Origin of the sequence: Peribacillus sp. NPDC096622, from assembly GCF_044762665.1 — a bacterium.
Classification (GTDB): domain Bacteria; phylum Bacillota; class Bacilli; order Bacillales; family DSM-1321; genus Peribacillus; species Peribacillus frigoritolerans_B.
Genome location: NZ_JBIWES010000017.1, coordinates 1 through 18,539, shown reverse-complemented (window position 1 = coordinate 18,539; position 18,539 = coordinate 1). Strand labels below are relative to the sequence as shown.

General features: G+C 42.3%; 16 protein-coding genes, 1 rRNA gene and 1 pseudogene. 11 read left to right on the top strand and 7 right to left on the bottom strand.

Going from position 1 to position 18,539, the window contains the following annotated elements:
- Positions 1-37: 37 nt before the first annotated feature.
- Complete coding sequence (locus ACIQYG_RS22210; protein WP_402842582.1) at positions 38-676, bottom strand: biotin/lipoyl-containing protein; 639 nt, start codon at positions 674-676, stop codon at positions 38-40.
- Positions 677-1,004: 328 nt separating this feature from the next.
- On the opposite strand from ACIQYG_RS22210, the gene ACIQYG_RS22205 reads away from it, so the two are divergent.
- Positions 1,005-1,463, top strand: coding sequence for a MarR family winged helix-turn-helix transcriptional regulator (locus ACIQYG_RS22205; RefSeq protein WP_402842580.1), 459 nt, complete (start codon positions 1,005-1,007; stop codon positions 1,461-1,463).
- A gap of 57 nt (positions 1,464-1,520) precedes the next feature.
- Here the strand turns inward: ACIQYG_RS22205 and ACIQYG_RS22200 are convergent, their stop codons facing one another.
- The 4 genes from ACIQYG_RS22200 to ACIQYG_RS22185 all read right to left on the bottom strand — a co-directional run bounded on the left by ACIQYG_RS22200 (position 1,521) and on the right by ACIQYG_RS22185 (position 9,507).
- Entirely contained in the window at positions 1,521-2,612 is a 1,092-nt protein-coding gene (locus ACIQYG_RS22200) for an FUSC family protein (RefSeq protein WP_402842577.1), read from the bottom strand.
- Between the two features lie 329 nt (positions 2,613-2,941).
- Positions 2,942-7,414 (bottom strand): glutamate synthase-related protein, encoded by a 4,473-nt coding sequence (locus ACIQYG_RS22195; RefSeq protein ID WP_402842575.1) that lies wholly within the window; start codon positions 7,412-7,414, stop codon positions 2,942-2,944.
- Positions 7,415-7,753: 339 nt separating this feature from the next.
- Entirely contained in the window at positions 7,754-9,043 is a 1,290-nt protein-coding gene (locus ACIQYG_RS22190) for a glutamate-1-semialdehyde 2,1-aminomutase (protein WP_402842572.1), read from the bottom strand.
- Positions 9,044-9,186: 143 nt separating this feature from the next.
- A complete protein-coding gene (locus tag ACIQYG_RS22185; RefSeq protein ID WP_402842569.1) occupies positions 9,187-9,507 on the bottom strand; it encodes a hypothetical protein in 321 nt (106 codons plus the stop codon).
- Between the two features lie 150 nt (positions 9,508-9,657).
- Here ACIQYG_RS22185 and ACIQYG_RS22180 point away from each other — a divergent pair, with 150 nt between their 5' ends.
- The 3 genes from ACIQYG_RS22180 to ACIQYG_RS22170 are packed head-to-tail and all read left to right on the top strand — an operon-like array spanning position 9,658 to position 12,295.
- A complete protein-coding gene (locus ACIQYG_RS22180) occupies positions 9,658-10,665 on the top strand; it encodes an ABC transporter ATP-binding protein (protein WP_063234835.1) in 1,008 nt (335 codons plus the stop codon).
- Between the two features lie 48 nt (positions 10,666-10,713).
- Positions 10,714-11,505: an ABC transporter permease gene (locus ACIQYG_RS22175; protein ID WP_127777302.1), complete on the top strand. Its 792-nt coding sequence runs from the start codon at positions 10,714-10,716 to the stop codon at positions 11,503-11,505.
- A 4-nt stretch (positions 11,506-11,509) separates the two neighbouring features.
- Positions 11,510-12,295, top strand: coding sequence for an ABC transporter permease (locus ACIQYG_RS22170; RefSeq protein ID WP_402842566.1), 786 nt, complete (start codon positions 11,510-11,512; stop codon positions 12,293-12,295).
- 41 nt (positions 12,296-12,336) lie between these two features.
- Here ACIQYG_RS22170 and ACIQYG_RS22165 read toward each other — a convergent pair.
- Positions 12,337-12,729 (bottom strand): annotated as a pseudogene (locus ACIQYG_RS22165) (acyl-CoA thioesterase); the annotation flags it as partial.
- A gap of 103 nt (positions 12,730-12,832) precedes the next feature.
- Here ACIQYG_RS22165 and ACIQYG_RS22160 point away from each other — a divergent pair.
- The 5 genes from ACIQYG_RS22160 (at position 12,833) to perR (ending at position 16,599) form a co-directional block, all read left to right on the top strand.
- On the top strand, positions 12,833-13,252 hold the full coding sequence (locus ACIQYG_RS22160; protein ID WP_098370627.1) for a potassium channel family protein: 420 nt from the start codon (positions 12,833-12,835) through the stop codon (positions 13,250-13,252).
- 62 nt (positions 13,253-13,314) lie between these two features.
- Positions 13,315-13,785 (top strand): thioredoxin-dependent thiol peroxidase, encoded by a 471-nt coding sequence (bcp, locus tag ACIQYG_RS22155; RefSeq protein WP_402842562.1) that lies wholly within the window; start codon positions 13,315-13,317, stop codon positions 13,783-13,785.
- An 11-nt stretch (positions 13,786-13,796) separates the two neighbouring features.
- On the top strand, positions 13,797-14,906 hold the full coding sequence (locus ACIQYG_RS22150; protein ID WP_402842559.1) for an aminopeptidase: 1,110 nt from the start codon (positions 13,797-13,799) through the stop codon (positions 14,904-14,906).
- 148 nt (positions 14,907-15,054) lie between these two features.
- On the top strand, positions 15,055-15,999 hold the full coding sequence (locus tag ACIQYG_RS22145) for a D-2-hydroxyacid dehydrogenase (protein WP_402842556.1): 945 nt from the start codon (positions 15,055-15,057) through the stop codon (positions 15,997-15,999).
- 156 nt (positions 16,000-16,155) lie between these two features.
- Entirely contained in the window at positions 16,156-16,599 is a 444-nt protein-coding gene (gene perR, locus ACIQYG_RS22140; RefSeq protein WP_076371177.1) for a peroxide-responsive transcriptional repressor PerR, read from the top strand.
- Between the two features lie 95 nt (positions 16,600-16,694).
- Here the strand turns inward: perR and ACIQYG_RS22135 are convergent, their stop codons facing one another.
- On the bottom strand, positions 16,695-17,048 hold the full coding sequence (locus tag ACIQYG_RS22135) for a YgzB family protein (RefSeq protein WP_034305326.1): 354 nt from the start codon (positions 17,046-17,048) through the stop codon (positions 16,695-16,697).
- 174 nt (positions 17,049-17,222) lie between these two features.
- On the opposite strand from ACIQYG_RS22135, the gene ACIQYG_RS22130 reads away from it, so the two are divergent.
- Both ACIQYG_RS22130 and ACIQYG_RS22125 read left to right on the top strand, forming a co-directional pair.
- On the top strand, positions 17,223-18,098 hold the full coding sequence (locus ACIQYG_RS22130) for a nucleotidyltransferase-like protein (protein WP_402842714.1): 876 nt from the start codon (positions 17,223-17,225) through the stop codon (positions 18,096-18,098).
- A gap of 271 nt (positions 18,099-18,369) precedes the next feature.
- Positions 18,370-18,539, top strand: a 16S ribosomal RNA gene (locus tag ACIQYG_RS22125); the annotation flags it as partial.

The window sequence follows — 18,539 nt, the reverse complement described above, 5'->3', positions numbered from 1 at the left end:
AAGAAAAGCCTCCTTTCTGTATAACTGTATAGCTGGTTTATTTAGTCGAAATTTTCACTTCTGCGTTCATTCCAGGCAGAACTTTATCGGATGGTGCTTTGATGGAAATTTTCACTGGCACCTTTTGAGTGACTTTCGTATAGTTTCCGCTGCTGTTTTGATTGCCCATCACTGAAAAGACAGACGTTGTAGCATAACCTATCTGTTCCAATGTACCTTCGAAGACAGTATCGGGATCTCCATCGATGATAATATCGACGCTGTCGCCTTTTTCAATATCCTTTAATTTATTTTCTTCAATATTAGCCGTTATGGACAGATCATCCATATTGATGGTCTGAGCTAGCGTTTGACCCGCTTGAACAAGCTGTTCATCATGAACTTGTGTTTTAACGATAGTACCTTGTGCTGCGGTTTTTACCGCTTCTTTTCCGTCTAAGGTGGTTACATTGGCAACTTTGTCATTCTTACTTACGCTGTCTCCTTCGTGTAAGTCCCAATCTGCAAGTTTACCGGCAGCAGGGGCAACGATGGTATATAGCTCTCCCGACACTTTCGCTTCATCCGTTTTAATGAAATTCGTGCTTTCATAATAGTAATAAGCCCCACCGGCCAATACCGCTATTATAATAACCAAACCAATGACATTGATTAAAACTAAACGTCCTCTATTCACTTGTTTCGCCTCCAAAAAAATATTGATGATGTATTCCTTTTTTTTGTTTAACGGTCATTAGCTAGAAATGACACCGCCTCCTATTCTAATGTTTATTTATTAATTTTAATAAATATTAATTTTTATAAGTATTAATATTATTAAGTAAAGAGTTTACCAGTTTAATTATTTTTTGTCATGTAATTTATTCGGAATAATGGTAGGAAATAAATACAGTGAAATAGTAAAAATTTGAATTTTTTTTAGTTTTAAGGATATATGGAAAGTAAAGTTGACATTGGAATGTCATTTAATTAAATTTAAGAGGTAGGATTGTCCTATATAAGGAGTGAGAAGGCTGGAATTTAAATGGGAAGTAACTAATAGTATAGAAATGCAGATTTTTCGGATCAGGAAGAAGCTTAGGGCCATCGTAGCAAAAAATCTTCAGCCTTATGGATTAACATCGCCTCAGTTTTTCATTTTATTGATATTGAAAAAAGAGGGGTCGATTAAATCGACCCAGCTGGCTGACTTCTTAACCGTAAAGCCAAGTGCGATTACCGTATTTGTAGATAAGTTGGTCGAAATGGATTATGTGAAACGGCAGCCCTCTGATAAGGATCGCAGGGTCATCAATCTGGAATTGAAAGAGGCTGGGGAAGCCATTTTGGGGAGAGTCCTTGCTGAACATAACGAATTGATGGGCAAGAACTTCAATTCATTCTCGGAAGATGAGCTGCAGGATCTTTTAAAGAAATTGGATACGATTGAAAAGGCTGCTGATAAGAACCTTTTGGATGATTGAATGAGTGCATGCTCTAAATAGAGACGAAAAAAGACGGTTCCCGGGAACCGTCTTTTTTTAATCTTCTTCATATTGGACAGATATTTCGTTGTCTTCCTTATGGAAGGACTGGAAGCTGACGATCAGCTTTTCAAGGTGTTCCAATTGTTCGTCATATTCTATGACTGCAGAAATCAATGGTACAAGTCGGGCAGAGAGGTGGCCCAGGTTATCATGCATTTCGTCCACTTGATTTTGCTGTTCGAAAAAGTGGGCGAGCAGCTCTTTACGACTTAAACAATCCTGGTCCCAATCTTCAATCTCTTCAATTGACTTGATTTTTTCGATATGCAGTAATATCAACTGTTCATGCTTGCGAATCAAGGAATCAAGCTGCTGTAAGATGCTCCGTTGGAAACCTTCAGGCATTTGATATACTTCATTCTCGAATTTATGGACTCTTTTCAAGGTTTCAAACGCTTTTTTTGTCGTTATGGTCATTTGCCGATAAACGACAAGCTTTCTTGCTTTAGCTACACTGTTCTTTTTGAAATATTCCCGTTCCTCTTTGTACATGGAATAGATATGTTCCAGATCGAGTAACTCTGCCTTCAGTCGGCTGATGTCTTTTTTCAATAAAGTGTGTTCTGTAGCATGTCTTGTGCTGATTCTGATCCATTTCAAGATGTCTTCCGTTACATCTGTAATGCGTGTATAAAGCTTTGCTTCGTACTTTGGAGGAATGAAAACAAGATTCACGATAAACGAAGAAACGATTCCAAGCAAAACGGATGAAAGACGAATAAAGGCAAAATTAAGGAAGTCCCCGTCCTGGCTTTCCATGATGGCAATGACCGTCACTATGGAAAGGACAATCGTTTTATCCATTTTCAGTTTTAAATTGATGGTTATGACAACCATTACGGCAAGACCGATCATAAAAATATCATTTCCGAACAACAAAACGAAGGAGACAGCAACCAATGCGCCAATGATATTTCCTTGAATTTGCTCCAATACCGTTTGATATGAACGGTAAATGGTCGGCTGTATTGCAAAAATTGCAGCAATCCCAGAAAGGACAGGAGCAGGAAGGTTAAGCAGTTCCGATAGATAAAGCGCTAAAACAATTGCTATTCCTGTTTTGAGAATGCGGGCACCAAACTTCATATATGGGTTAATCCTTTCTTTGTGTTGTAATGGATCTGGTAAGAAAAGGCTCTATTAATATATAGGCTTTTGCTTAAAGTTGTATTCTAACTTATTTGTTAGTACTTTACACTAAAATAAGATGATGTAAACAAAAAGTAATATACAGGATTTTCCTAAGAGTTACAATAGTTAAAATCAAGTTTAATATATAAAGAAAGGATAGGCAATTTCTTGATTGCTTTCAGCATTGTTTTTCAATCGTTTGAAGACTATCCCAGAGGAATATGACTGGAAAAGGCTGATGCTCGAATTGAAGAGCATCAGCCTTTTTTTTTTTATTTTCGGCATCACTCCGTGGATACAGCAGGATCCGCCTGTTCTTTAACTGGAACGACCTGAAGGAAGTGCTCTCCAGGATTTTGAAGCAGTGTCTCTAAAGAGGCCGCCTCCTCGGTTTGGCCATGATCTTTCAGGAGGGCCGTGTATTTGCCAAGAAGTTCGGCCACATCCTGCAGGCCTTTTGCAGATAGGGGCTCAATGGAAATCTTTGCCCCTTTAGCAACCCGTTTCTTAATGACCTCTTTGGTTAATCCAGATTCAGGCTGCTGCCGTAAATAAACGACACCGCCTGTCATCCCTGCGCAAATCCATGGACCGGGATCACCCAGAACTAAACCTCTTCCATTTGTCATGTATTCAAAAGCGAATCCCTTAATATTGGAAGTAACCGCAATATTACCGTTTTCCTTTTTAGGAAGCGGTTGTTTCAATAATCCGCCAATGATCATATCCGCTCCGGAAAGGCGGATTCCCGCCCTGGCATCGGCATCACCCTGGGCAATGAGGAGCCCATGCTGTGCACCGTAACCAAAGCCCTTGCCGACAGAGCCGTTGTAGAACTTCCCATCTTTTCCTGGAGATTTAAAGATGGCAATATTACCGCCAATCGATGTTTTGCCGATACCATCCTGGGCACCGCCATTCACGCTGATTGAAATTCCCTCCGTATTGTACGCCCCAAGTCCATTACCCGGAATGGAACCATCCTGGTAGGATAGGTGAACGGGAGGAAGTTTTTTGTATGATCCATCCAATCTGCCCCTAACTCGGTGACAGGACACCCTGCTGCCGAGTACACGCTGCTCGGAAGTGATCGAGCTATAGCTACGGGATTGCTGCAGGTCATTTACATGCGAATCAAGATATTCAGCGCCAACGGCTACCTGCATGGAGCCTTCATTCAAATATGCCGCCGTTTCCTTATGCGAGAACGGTGTTATATCCAGGTTTTTTAATAAATAGGTTAAATCCAATGATTGCTGACCTTTAACTTGCTGCAGCAAATCAGAACGTCCGACGATATCCTGAAGATTCTTCACTCCAAGTGATCCGGTCAAAGATTTGAGTTCTTTTGCAAATGCACTGAACATATTCGTTAACCCTTGAACGGCTAAATCAAATTTTCGTGGAACAAAACGGCGCAGCCCATGTTCTTTCGCCTGGGCTTCCGATTCAATTTGGGTGGCGATGCCCACATGGCAAGTATCAAGGTGACATCCACGGCACGTTGTACAGCCGACGGCAATCATAGAAAGGGTCCCAAAGCCTACCCGGTTTGCACCAAGCAGCATTACCTTCAATACATCCATCGAGCTTTTTAACCCACCGTCAGCCCAAATTTCAACGTTCTGTCGGATACCTGACTCAAGCAATGCATTATGGGCCGCTTTCACACCTATCTCAACTGGTAGACCGACATGAGCGAGTGCATGGATCCTGGCAGCACCCGTTCCGCCATCAAAACCGGAAAGCGTTATGATATCGGCCCCCGCTTTTGCGACGCCGACAGCAATCGTACCAATATTTGGAACAACTGGTACTTTGACGGCAACTTTTGCCTTGTCGTTTGCCGTTTTTAGCTCATGGATCATTTGGGCCAAATCTTCAATTGAGTATATATCATGGTTATTGGAAGGGGAGATCAAATCGGAACCGATTGTTGCATTTCGGGCTTCTGCGATTTTCGCTGTGACCTTGGAACCGGGAAGGTGACCGCCTTCACCGGGTTTTGCCCCTTGCCCAATTTTAATTTCCAATAGATTTGAAGAGTTCAGGAGTTCTGCATTGACACCGAAACGTCCGGAAGCGATTTGCTGTCCGCGGGATTTCGGGTACTTGCCCAGCATATCCTTTATTTCCCCGCCTTCACCATTCATGCTGATCATGCCTAACCTCTCGGCAGCTTCTGCATAGGCCCGGAAAGCAATCTCATTTTGTGATCCAAAGGACATGGAGGCTATGACGAATGGCAATTCCTGTTCACCGACCGAAAGACTGACTTCTTCAGAAGGGATGGAAGCATCTGAAGTTTTTAATGATGTCAAGTGGCGGATCGTCGTCGGATTGGATTCTTCCTGTTCAGTTATCTTTTCGCGATAAGCATCATAGTCCCCGGTTGAAGCAACTTCCCCAATGGATTTCCAAATTCTAGGGAATAGATGGAAGGTCTTGCCCATCCGTTCTTTTTCATTGCCGTAATCCTCTGCACGCTGGATGGCATCTGCCTTGATTTTATCAAAATTATAGTCCAGATCATTGGATCCGAAGAAATTAGCCACATTTAAATATTTCGCGATTTCCTCATGTAAACCGATGCTTGAGAATAGTCTTCCATAGCCGCGCAGTTCATGTATGCCAATGGTGGAGATGACTTTCTCAAGCCCTTTCGTCAAGGAGTTATATAGATTGGTAACCCCCTTATGGTCATCTGAAGATAAGGAAAGGAACATATAATAGGGGCTGATTAAGTTAGCCCCAAGACCATAAGAAACGATGATATCATGCAGTGACCTTAGCGACGCTGAACGTAAAAGGATGGAACAATCACGACGCTTGCCTGTTCGGACCAACGCTTGGTCGACGGCTGAAGTGACGAGGTGTGGATCAAGCCAAAGGTTGCCGTTTTGATGGGCAAGGGCATCATCCAGAACGAGCAGCGTTTTTCCTTCATCCACAGCATTGACACTTTCAGCCGTAATCCTGGTCAGGGCATCCGTGATGTTTTCATCCTCTTTGAACGTGCTTGAAATGAAGTGTACCAGTTTTTGATCTTGATTAAATTTAATGAACTGGTCGTAGCTTGGCTGCGATATGATAGATGAGCACTCATAACCCGTAGATCCTTCAATCAATAAGGGAGTCAGCAGCTCCGTTACCTTTCCTGCCTTATTCGCTTCGAAAAGGGAAGGGCGCTTTCCGATGATCGTTCTTGTTGAGAAGTGCTCGGTTTCCCGGTCCCGGTCGATCGCTGGGTTGGTTACAACGGCCACACTTTCCTTGATGAAATCAGCAATGTTGGTCCGTTGGGGATTAAGTGCTGCCAGTGGCGCATCATGACCAAGTGAACGAATTGGCTCAGCGCCTTTTTCGGCCATCTGTTCCACTAATTGGACATGCTCCTTTTCCCACCCAAAGGCTTTATACTGACCATTATGAATGGCTTGCGTGTTTGTCATGGAGACAACCTTTTCAAAAACTTGGGGCTGTAAGCGGACTCGGTCATTGGAAAGGACGAAACGATCATTGAAGAGTTCAAACACTTTATCCTGGTAATCCTTGTATGTGTACAATTCAATACGGTCGCCGTTCCATTTCAAACCGATTTTTTCCCCTGGACCCATCGGTTTCGGATCTCCGGTATATTCACTGGAAGGGATGATTCCTGGTTCGGAAGTGAACATATAGGATGACTCCGTTTCAATATTCCATAACGGGCGCAAGCCTAAAGAGTCGACAGAGAACACGGCTTCATCGCCGAAACGGGAGATGATGCCTGCCGGACCTTGTGCAAAATGCCCCCATGCTTCCCTTAAATACGTATATAAATCTTGTAGGTGCTCGGGATATTCCTTGATTTCATTGATGATTGGCGGGAACATAAGGTCGACAGCTTCAAATAAAGAGTAGCCATGACGGCAGATGAAAGTTTCGATCGTCTTGTTTAAATCTTGAGAGTCGCTTCCATCTTTAGCGATGGGAACTCCGATCATTTTCGCTTCATCACGCAATTTGGCGATGGTATTGATTTCGCCATTATGGCCAAGTACACTGAAAGGCTGGACCCGGAAGAAGCTTGATAGGGTATTAGTTGAAAAGCGATTATGTCCCAGTGTCATGGTGGAGGCAGCCAAAGGATCGGCAAGATCAAGATAATAGGCAGGGAGCGTATCCCCCGCACCCATCACTTTGTATACCGCATGATGCTGGCTTAAAGAGGCAACATGGATGAAATCACTTTTTTCGATGTCGGAAGTCAGCTCAAAAAGAACATTTGAAAGCTCCTGGTTGTCATTGATGGTGGAGGAACAGGCAAATTGCCAGAACACTGGGTCTTCTTGAATGGCAATCGGTCCCAATGCCTCGGAACGGTAGGCTTTATCCGTTTCGAATATCAATGAGAGACCATGTTGGAGCAGTTTCTCCTTAACTTCGATCTTTAAGTCGTTAGCTTCTGTTTTTTTGCTTAAAAATAAGTGGCCGACTATGAAGGTATCTTGATCGACGATGCCTGAATCGACATTTACCGCTTCAAGCTTCTTTTTCCAAAGAGCCCGGGGAATATCGATATGGATGCCGGCGCCATCGCCCTCACCATTGATGAAGCCGCAGCGATGGTTCATTTTAACCAGGGCGTCGATACAGGCAAAGATGTTTTCGTTAGTAGGGATCTTCTTTTTTTCGATGCAGGAAACGATTCCGCAGGCGTCATGTTCTACCTTGTGAAATTCTTTGAATGTAGCAGGTGTCCATTGTTGGGCCATATTTGTGGCTTGAATAAGGTTTCCCTTATTCTCTGCCTTTCACCTCCTGTAGCATGTGTTTAATGGGGGAAATATTAGTAAACCCGAACAATAGTCCAAGTTTTGATAGATTGAAAGAAGTGTATAAATGTATATAAATGTATTCATATCATATCATTTAAATATTCAGAAATCAATTTTTTATACAATGGTATGGATGCTGTGATTAAAAGGGATTTTTGTGAGGAGTGGCTTAAAATGCTAATATTAAAGATTTATTACAGGGAAATAAGAAACCCTCAAGATTGATGTACATCCTGAGGGTGTATAGAAAATGCATAATTATGCTGACACAATTTATTATATTAGGTTTTTGAATGCATGTTCAACCGCTTTTAGAGTATAAGCGATATCATCATCCGTGTGAGCAATTGTCAAGAACCAGGCTTCGTATTTGGATGGTGCCAAATTGATTCCCTGATTGAGCATGAGTTTGAAGAACTTGGCGAACATTTCGCCATCCGTATTTTCCGCCTGCTCATAGTTTTCAATTTTTTCTGTCGTGAAATAAATCGTCAATGCCCCTTTAAGGCGGTTGATGGTGATCGGTACATTATATTGGCGAGCCGCTTTCAGGATACCTTCTTCAAGGGTTTTCCCCAGCCGGTCAAGCTCATCGTACAGCCCCTCTTCTTTAAGTACTTCTAAGCAAGCAATCCCGGAAAGCATGGAAGCCGGATTTCCTGCCATCGTACCAGCTTGATAGGCTGGTCCCAGAGGTGCGACAGAATCCATGATCTCTTTTTTACCGCCATAGGCACCAATGGGAAGCCCGCCCCCGATGATTTTTCCAAGCGCGGTCAAATCGGGTTGAATTCCCAAGTAGTCCTGTGCCCCTCCATACATGAAGCGGAACGCTGTGATGACCTCGTCGAAAATGACAAGTGATCCGGCTTCGTGAGACAATGAAATGACTTCTTCCAAGAAGCCAGGACTTGGTTCCACGATTCCAAAGTTGCCGACGATCGGTTCGACCAGCACGCCTGCAATTTCATTGCCCCATTTATCAAGTGCTTCTTTAAACGAATCGATATCATTGAAAGGTACCGTGATGACTTCTTGTGCAATGCTTTTTGGAACGCCGGCAGAGTCCGGTGTTCCTAGAGTGGACGGGCCGGAACCTGCAGCGACGAGAACAAGGTCGGAGTGTCCATGGTAACAGCCTGCAAACTTGATGATCTTATCGCGCCCTGTGTATGCACGGGCAACACGGATGGTGGACATGACTGATTCGGTGCCTGAATTGGTGAAGCGGACTTTATCCATGGATGGTATGGCTTCTTTCAACATTTTGGCAAATTTGACTTCATGTTTTGTCGGAGTGCCGTATAATACGCCGGTTTCTGCTGCTTTAACGATAGCCTCCGTAATATGTGGATGCGCATGCCCTGTGATGATCGGGCCATATGCAGCTAAATAATCGATATATTTATTGCCATCAACATCCCAGAAATAAGCCCCTTTGGCATGATCCATCGCAACTGGCGAACCGCCGCCTACAGCTTTGTAAGAACGGGATGGGCTGTTAACCCCGCCAACGATATGTTCCAATGCCTCTTTATGTAAAAGCTCCGAATTACTAAAATCCAATCTTAAAACCTCCTATAAATATAAACATATTTCCCCTTAATCATAGCACTTTTCCGTCCGTAAATCTGGGGTGGAAGGCTAGGAAATGTGATTCTTCCCCTGGCGGATACGCTGTACCCAAGAAGAATCAGGATTCCGGGCCATCATTTTATTTCGGAAATGTGGTTGGAGCCCAAAACTCCGGATATGAAAGTAAGAATGGCCAAGATGGTGGCAGGGTTTTCGATGTCAAAGGATTGGCGGTTCATTTCACCTTGGGCTTGGTAATAGATTAGATGACCGGTTCCTTTTTCTTCATTAATGCGAATGTGGAAACTTAAGGGGGTGCTTTCGATCGACCCGCTGGAATCCCTTTGGATGACTTGGCATAATAATTCCCCGTATTCATCTTCATAAAGAAAGTCATATCGGAGGCCGATAACGACCTTTTCGATTTGGGATAGTAATAATTTTTTGATATCCAAAGTATTCTCGCCTCCTTTATCTATGTAACTGGTACAACGTTCATTTCACCCTGAAAATGGTATATGGCATCCAAGCATTTTTATTGTCTAAAAAGGTTAGGTTGGATAAACTAATTCATTAGGACAAGAGATTACGGAGGATGTAACAGGATGAGTGATGCAATTCAAGTGAAACAGCTTCGGAAGGAATTTAAGTCGGCATCAAGCCGTACAGGGCTAAAGGGTGCCTTCCGGGATTTACTTACTAGAAATTATAAGATCGTCCCTGCCGTCAATGATATCAATTTTACTGTAAAAAAGGGTGAGATGGTAGCTTATATCGGGGAAAATGGTGCAGGGAAATCGACCACGATCAAAATGCTGACAGGTATTTTGGAACCGACAGCAGGCGAAATCACGGTAAATGGCATGAATCCACATAAAGAGAGGGAAAAGTTCACTCAGACAATCGGAGTCGTATTCGGTCAGCGCTCACAGCTTTGGTGGGATATTGCGGTTCAAGAATCCTTTAGGCTGTTAAAAAAGGTCTATAAGGTAACGGATGAACAATATAACGATCATATGGAACATGTCATCAAGACGCTCGATATCGGACCTTTGCTGGACAAACCAGTGCGTAAACTCTCACTTGGTCAGCGAATGCGCTGCGAGCTTGCCGCAGCATTGATCCATAATCCGCCTTTGCTGTTCCTGGATGAGCCGACGATTGGACTTGATGTACTCGTGAAAATGAAGATCCGTGAGTTCCTGAAAGAAATCAATGAAAAATATAATACGACAATCCTTTTGACTACCCATGATTTAGGAGACATTGAAGCATTATGTGAGCGCGTAATCATGCTTGATGAAGGACAGATCATTTATGATGGGGAATTGCAGAGTTTAAAAGATAACTGGGCTGAGGAAAAACAGATCCATTTTCAATTCATCGAGCCGATCGCATTGAAGGAATTGCAATCATTAGCGCTCCCATTTACCGCTAACTGGGTTTATGATGAAAAAAATCAAACATACATTGCCTTGTTGAAAGAAGAAAGTGATCATATTTCACAGCTTGTTTCGGCTGTCGTATCTCACTTTAAAATAAAGGACATCAAAATTCATGAAACGTCCATTGAAGAGATTGTTCGCAACATTTACGAAGAAGGCACTGTCTGACTCTCTTATCATTAAGAAACAACGTGTCTATCAAGAAGGGGGAGGGCCATGGGGAAGTATCTTGCAATGATCCGCATGCGTTTTTTGATGATGCTTGCGTATCGAACGGATTATTATACCGGCATTTTAATTTATAGCATTAATATCGGTGCTTATTATTTCTTATGGAATGCGATATATGGAGAAAAAAGCTCCATCGAAGGACTTTCAGGTATGCAGATGACAACCTATGTCGCGGTTGCATGGATGGCGCGCGCTTTTTATTTCAATAATATTGACCGCGAAATCGCCACTGAAATTAAAGACGGTAAGGTCGCCATTGAAATGATCCGGCCTTATAACTATTTAGGCATGAAAACGATGCAAGGACTTGGGGAAGGGATATTCCGTTTCTTCTTCTTCTCGATTCCAGGAATGCTGCTGGTAGCTTTCATTTTTCCTATTGAATTGCCGCACGAGCCGGCTACTTGGGGGATATTCGGCATTTCCTTGCTGTTCAGTTTCATCATCAATACACAAATTAACTTATTGACGGGAATCACTACCTTTTTCTTATACAATAATGCCGGATTGATCCGGGCTAAAAGGGTTATCATTGATCTATTTTCCGGTCTGCTGCTGCCCATCAGTTTCTACCCGATATGGGCGCAGGAAGTGATGAAATATTTACCGTTTCAAGGAATCAGCTATGTACCAAGCATGATTTTTACGAATGGGTACAGTTCAGGCGAAATTGGCATGGCGCTTTTACAGCAGTTAATTTGGTGCATCATTCTCTTAATACCGATTCAGCTTTTATGGATAGTCGCAAAAAAACAGCTGATTATTCAAGGAGGTTGACGGGATGTTTTATGTATCGATGTTTTTTCAATATGTGAGTCAGTATATGAAAACAAGATTGCAATATAGAGCCGATTTCTTTATGGAAATCCTATCAGATCTGCTGAATCAGGTCGTGAATCTGGTATTTATCTTAGTCGTTTTCGGGCATACCCAATTTTTAAGCGGCTGGAGCCGTGAAGAAATCATATTCATTTATGGATTCTTCCTTATCCCATTTGCCCTTTTTTCTGCCTTTTTCAACATCTGGGATTTTAATGACCGCTATATCGTCAAAGGTGAAATGGACCGGATATTAACAAGACCGATACATAGCCTGTTTCAAGTCATTTTAGAAAGAATCGAACTTGAAGCGTTATTTGGTGTTGTGACCGGTTTGATCATTATATTCTATTCGGCGATTTCATTGGATCTGCAGCTTGCGTGGTATGACCCGATTCTTTTCTTCATTTTTGCAATAGGCGGGGCACTTGCTTATGCAGCCATATTCGTTGCGATAGCAAGCATTGGGTTTTGGTCGGATGCGAAAACATCCATCATGCCAATGATGTACAATATCGGGAACTATGGGCGCTATCCTGTTGATATTTATAATAAGGTCATCCGTTTTGTCCTTACATGGGTGCTGCCATTCGCGTTTGTCGGTGTCTATCCGGCATCTTATTTCCTAAGAAAAGAAGAGTGGTATGCATATGCATTTGCCACACCTGTAATTGGGGTTGCCTTTTTCGTGATATCCGTTTTCATATGGAATCAGGGAGTGAAGAGGTACCGCGGGGCAGGGAACTAAAAGAACCCCTTCAACAGCATTCATGTTGAAGGGGTTTTTGTTTAGTTCCGTATTTTCTTTCTTTCAATATATCTTGCTTGCGCTTGAACATATTGCTGTTTTTCCTCTTCCGTTTCCGGTATGACTTGAGGTACGTTTGTCCGCTTACCAATGGCCAGCATCGTTAAAAAAGCACGGCCGTAAGCTGTTTCTCACCTGTCAATAGGTTATCGCGCTCCACTTTCACGAATACTTCCATTGATGATGGGCACAGGTGCATAAGCTTCAAGGTTGATCGCAACCCCCGTCTAGATGGGAACCAAACAATCAAAAGAGTCGCTTGAAGCAGTCACAACGGGTTTTCGACAATGGCGTACACCTCAAATGCAGGCTGTTTTATCAACATAGGCCACTACTTTCTCGCTAAAGATGGTATTGTGATGATTTGTATCCGGTTATTAGGTGTGTAGGTGATAAGGATGATTCCTAAAAAAGAATATATTGTTTGGACAGGGAGTATGTATAGAGGAAGTGGCGTTTTGAAATGGGGCGTGGGGGATGACTTTCTACATCTTGATTGCAGGAATCATTTTTTGCATGGTGATGAGCATTCGGACGTTATTTCTTGTTGAGTCGGGAGGAAAGAAGTTTTCTCTGGAGGATATGCTGTGGCTTGGCAATTTATATGCGACGATATTAGTTGGATTTGCACTGATTTATTTATTATACGAGCTTCAGAATCATTCGGTGATTCTTGATATGGGCAATCGATTGGATGGGACTTTCTATGAACAATTGAAGACTTCTTTTTATTTTAGTGCGATGACGATGTTTTCTGTAGGGTATGGAGATATAGCCCCGATTGGCATGGGCAGGATGATAGCTACCATTCAGGCTTTCATTGGGTATACACTGCCGGCAGCGTTCGTGATTCGGACGGTGATCGATTTGGAGCAGAAAGATAGGAAGGGTAAATGAAAGTTGTGTTTCTTTCGATTATTGGGTACTCTTACCATAATGAAAGAAATGGAGGGTTCAATATGACTGTTAAAATTGGAGAAAAAGCACCTGATTTCAAACTCCCTGCAAACAATGGAGAAACGGTTTCCCTATCGGATTTTAAGGGGAAAAACATTGTTTTATATTTTTATCCAAAAGACATGACGCCAGGTTGCACGACGGAGGCCTGTGATTTCCGGGACCATAATGAGCAATTCGAGGAATTGAACGCGGTCATCATTGGTATCAGCCCAGATCCAGTTGCACGTCATGAAAAATTCATCGAAAAACATGGATTGCCTTTTTTGCTGTTGGCTGACGAAAATCATGAAGCGGCTGAATCATTTGATGTTTGGCAATTGAAAAAGAACTTCGGCAAGGAGTATATGGGCATTGAACGTTCAACTTTCTTGATTGATAAGGCTGGAAACGTAGTCAAAGAATGGCGTAAAGTAAAAGTCAAAGGCCACGTCGAAGAAGCGCTTGAAACTCTTCGCGACCTCGAAAAATAAGGGACAGGCAAATGAAGGATGAGCGAATAACGAAGCTTGCGGCCAGGCTGATTCATCATTCGATACAATTACAGCCAAAAGAGAGAATCCTCATGCGGGGGCATATCAACACAAAACCATTATTGAAAGAGCTGATTGATGAAATATACAGAGTGGGCGCTTATCCATATGTAGAACTCGAAGACGATGAGATAAGCCGCCACTTGTTACAAGGGAATGTGAAGGAACAACTTGACACAGCTTCGCAATGGGCCTTGAAGAAATATACGGATATCGATGCGGTCATCATCATCGCAGGTGAAGAAAACGATGCTGAAATGACTGATGTTCCCATCGAGAGGCACCGTCTTCAAGGGGAGGCTATGAATTCCCCTACACTTTTTTATGTAAACAACCGACGTTGGGTCTTGCTTAATTATCCCACAAAGGCATCAGCGCAAAAAGCCGGCATGACCTTCAACAGGTACGAAGACTTTCTTTTGAGCGTATGCACAATGGATTACGGGAAAATGGAGGCGGCCTTGAAACCGTTAAAACAATTGATGGAACGTACTGACAAAGTCAGGATCGTTTCACCAAGGACAGATTTGACCTTTTCCATCAAAGGCATGCCGGCCGTCATATGTGCCGGAAAAAAGAATTTACCGGATGGGGAAGTGTTTACGGCACCCATAAAAGAAAGTCTCAATGGAAGGATATCATTCAACACACCTACAACCTATGAAGGAATCACCTTTAGTGACATAGAATTAAACTTGAAAAAGGGGAAAATCATTAAAGCGACTTCCAATCGTGACTCTGAAATGAACCAAATCCTGAATATTGATGAAGGTTCCCGGTTTATCGGGGAGTTCGCTATTGGAATCAATCCATACATATTGGAACCTATGGACGATATTTTGTTCGATGAGAAAATAAGCGGGAGTCTGCACTTGGCTCTTGGACTTGCCTATGAAGAAGCGGATAATGGAAACCGTTCATCGATACATTGGGATATGGTCTTGATCCAGCGTCCGGAATATGGAGGTGGTGACATCTATTTTGACGACGTCCTGATCAGAAGGGATGGCGTTTTCATTTTGCCGGAATTAGATGCATTAAACCCAAATTCTTTAAAATAAAGCCTTTTTTAATAAGGGTAAGGCTTTTGTCCAACTCAAAAAGGGGACACATGAATATGCTTTATTAAGGGAATACCTCCTCAGAGAAAGTTGCGCGGGACACATAGAGCCCGTGTTTTTTTATGTTAATTAAAAGGGAGAGATAAACATGTTAATACTTTCGACTGTCATCCCGAATGAAGGCATCCAAACGAAGATGATGGAAGCATTTCCTGATCTGAACTTCATTTATCATAAAGGATGGACGGATGGGCCGCTTCGTGAAGCGGAAATCTTAATTACATATGGTGAAGACTTAACTGAAGAGATCATTGGGAAAGCTGTGAACTTGAAATGGATCATGGTCATGAGTGCAGGGATGGAACTAATGCCATTTAAAGCCATCGAGGAACGGGGCATTCTGGTAACCAACGCAAGAGGCATTCATAAAATCCCGATGGCCGAGTATACGATAGGGATGCTTTTGCAAAATGAAAAGAAATTGAAACTGCTTATGAAGAATGAAAAGGAAGAATTGTGGGATAGAAAGATTGAAGTAGGAGAATTGAATGGCAAGACCATGCTCGTTATTGGTGTGGGTGCAATTGGAGGGGAAGTGGCTCGTCTTGGGAAAGCCTTTGGGATGACGACAATAGGAGTGAACCGGAGCGGGAAACCAGTGGAATCCATCGATCACCTCTTTACCTTGGATAATTTATTGGGAGCCATACCGGGAGCCGATTATATTGTATCCGTCCTGCCAAGTACGGATGAAACGAAGGGCCTTCTGGAAAAAGAACACTTTAAAGCAATGAAAGAATCTGCAGTATTCGTGAATATTGGCCGCGGCGACCTGATTAACGATGAAGTGTTGATCGAAGCCCTGGATGCCGGGGAATTGTCTCATGCCATCTTGGATGTATTTGATCCGGAACCTTTAGGAAAAGGGCATCCGTTTTGGAGGATGGAGAATGTTACAGTCACACCGCATCTTTCAAGTAAAAGCGGAGAATATTTACCAAGAACCTTTGCCATATTCGAAAAAAACATGCGTGAATACCTGAAAGCTGGAAAAGACTTCACCAACGTAATCGACTTATCAAGGGGATACTAAACTCAATGCAAAAATGGGAAAGATTCAAAGTGTTCATGAATAAACTAAAAAAGAATGGTTAAGCCATTGAATTATTGACAAATTCAACGCATAAAAGGTACACTATTTATAAACATTATAATTTAAGAATGCATACTTAATGAGAAAAAGAGGTGGATGACGGTGTCTGAAGTTCAGTTAAAAGAAGCGTTGGATTCCTTAAAAGATACCGGTGTAAGAATAACTCCTCAACGCCATGCGATACTTGAGTATTTGATAAGCTCCATGTCCCACCCTACCGCTGATGATATATATAAAGCGCTGGAAGGCAAGTTTCCGAATATGAGTGTGGCAACGGTTTATAACAACCTGCGTGTGTTCCGTGAGGTAGGATTGGTAAAAGAACTTACGTATGGTGATTCTTCAGCAAGGTTTGATTTTGTGACGACGAATCATTATCATGTAATTTGCCAAACTTGCGGGAAAATTGTGGATTTCGATTATCCTGCATTGGATGAAGTCGAGCATTTCGCAGCACAAGTCACTGGTTTCAATGTTAGTCACCATCGGATGGAAATCTACGGCGACTGTACGGATTGTGCGAAAAAAGAATCGCATTAAAAAAAGTTCCTCCACTTGGTTGGAACTTTTTTTCATGTTATGAAGAAATGATACAATTGTTAAAGACTTCTGGAAAGGGAATTCAGCTAGCCGACCTAGTCATGCAGGCTTTTCCGGTTATATTTCTCGTTGAATTCTTCGCCTTCCAACTTTTTGTCAAGTGTCAATGGTTCTTCGCAATGCATGCAAATATCTACACGCCCTAGTATTTTTGTAGGTTTGCTGCAGTTAGGGCAGACAACCTGGATCGATTTTGTGGAAAGCATTCCAATCCAAAAATAAACCCCTGTGCTTGCGATTATGAATAAAAGGCCCAGCCCCATGAAAATCGTCATGACAACAGGGTGTGTTTTGAAGAAAAGCCCAAGGTACATTACGATAAAGCCAATGAAAATCAAACTCAAAGCAAAAGTGCGTATTTTATTGATTTTGCTAGAATATTTAGCCATGGATTGTCCCTCCTAAAATATAACTTTAACTATAACATAAACAATGGATGGAACAAAAAAGAAATAAAGGATACATATTACTTTTGAATTGAAATGGTTTGGGGTAAGGGAACTAAGCAGGAATTTGAAGAGTTTTGTCGAAAATCTAAAAAAAAGGTTTTGGAGGAATTTATGATGGAAGATATCCTTCGCCCGATTTATCAAGAGCGAGCAAGTTTAAAATCTACACTTGGAATCTTGTTAGTAGAAAAAAGAGATGATAATAGCCCGATTACTGATACATTTGACTACATCCTTTTTGTAATTGCAGATGAAGCCGAAGAGGCCGTGTTTTTAAAACATTACACTTACCAGGATAAAAAGGCAGCCCTGCATATCGTAAAGGAAGACCAGTTAAAAGAATGGCTCCTATTAGGCACGAACCGCAAAGTCGTTGACTGGATATATAACGGGAAGGTCCTTTTTGACCGGAATGAATATTTGGACCGTTTGAAAACCGAAATCCGGGAGTTCCCCTTCTATGGAAGGAAGTTAAAGATGGGGATGGAGTTCGCGAAGCTAATTCGCAGGTACATGGATGGGAAAAGCTTCTTTGAAAAGGGCCATCATCTTGAGGCATACAACCATATTGTTCATTCCCTGCATCACTTGGCCCGTTTGGAGATAATAGAACAAGGCTTTTATCCGGAGGTTACTGTCTGGAACCAAGTGAAGCATATGGAACCTGAAATTTACAAGTTGTATAAAGAATTGATCAGCAGTGAGGAAACGCTCGAAAAAAGATTGGAGCTTTTATTCCTTGCAAGCGAATTTCTTATTTATTCGAGGACGAATGCAGGTTCACAGCATTTGCTCGAAATAATGGGGATGAAAGAAGATCCGTGGACGATTGCGGAGCTAATGGAGCATCCGGAAGTTAAGTTTTATTCAGTCGACCTAGGCGTTTTATTGGAATATTTGATAGAGAAGAAGGTAATCGACGTCATCAAAGCGGAGACAAAAGGGCACGAGGTATATCATCGGTTTTATCGGGTATCAAAAAACTTTTAAAAAAATGCATTTTTATTGTTGACCAATGATAATATAGGTGTTATATTAATACATGTCGCTGCGGGACATCAGCTTTCGCAGCTTCATCAAAACAAAGAAAAATAAAAAAACATGTTGACAACTTAGTTGAAAACATGATAAGATGTAAAAGTCGCTTACGAAGTAGACGGCATCGAAATTGCTCTTTGAAAACTGAACAAAACAAAGCGCCAACGTTAAATTTTAAGTGAGCACACACTATCAAAAAAAGCAAATGAGCAAGTCAGACATTTCTTCGGAGAGTTTGATCCTGGCTCAGGACGAACGCTGGCGGCGTGCCTAATACATGCAAGTCGAGCGAATCGATGGGAGCTTGCTCCCTGAGATTAGCGGCGGACGGGTGAGTAACACGTGGGCAACCTGCCTATAAGACTGGGATAACTTCGGGAAACCGGAGCTAAT

Bases quoted from the DNA above. Each gene is read 5' to 3' on its own strand.
- ACIQYG_RS22200 (WP_402842577.1), bottom strand. From the start codon at position 2,612: ATGAAGTTTGGTGCCCGCATTCTCAAAACAGGAATAGCAATTGTTTTA.
- ACIQYG_RS22195 (WP_402842575.1), bottom strand. From the start codon at position 7,414: ATGGCCCAACAATGGACACCTGCTACATTCAAAGAATTTCACAAGGTA.
- ACIQYG_RS22180 (WP_063234835.1), top strand. From the start codon at position 9,658: ATGAGTGATGCAATTCAAGTGAAACAGCTTCGGAAGGAATTTAAGTCG.
- ACIQYG_RS22175 (WP_127777302.1), top strand. From the start codon at position 10,714: ATGGGGAAGTATCTTGCAATGATCCGCATGCGTTTTTTGATGATGCTT.
- ACIQYG_RS22170 (WP_402842566.1), top strand. From the start codon at position 11,510: ATGTTTTATGTATCGATGTTTTTTCAATATGTGAGTCAGTATATGAAA.
- ACIQYG_RS22160 (WP_098370627.1), top strand. From the start codon at position 12,833: ATGACTTTCTACATCTTGATTGCAGGAATCATTTTTTGCATGGTGATG.
- bcp (WP_402842562.1), top strand. From the start codon at position 13,315: ATGACTGTTAAAATTGGAGAAAAAGCACCTGATTTCAAACTCCCTGCA.
- ACIQYG_RS22150 (WP_402842559.1), top strand. From the start codon at position 13,797: ATGAAGGATGAGCGAATAACGAAGCTTGCGGCCAGGCTGATTCATCAT.
- ACIQYG_RS22145 (WP_402842556.1), top strand. From the start codon at position 15,055: ATGTTAATACTTTCGACTGTCATCCCGAATGAAGGCATCCAAACGAAG.
- perR (WP_076371177.1), top strand. From the start codon at position 16,156: ATGACGGTGTCTGAAGTTCAGTTAAAAGAAGCGTTGGATTCCTTAAAA.
- ACIQYG_RS22135 (WP_034305326.1), bottom strand. From the start codon at position 17,048: ATGGCTAAATATTCTAGCAAAATCAATAAAATACGCACTTTTGCTTTG.
- ACIQYG_RS22130 (WP_402842714.1), top strand. From the start codon at position 17,223: ATGGAAGATATCCTTCGCCCGATTTATCAAGAGCGAGCAAGTTTAAAA.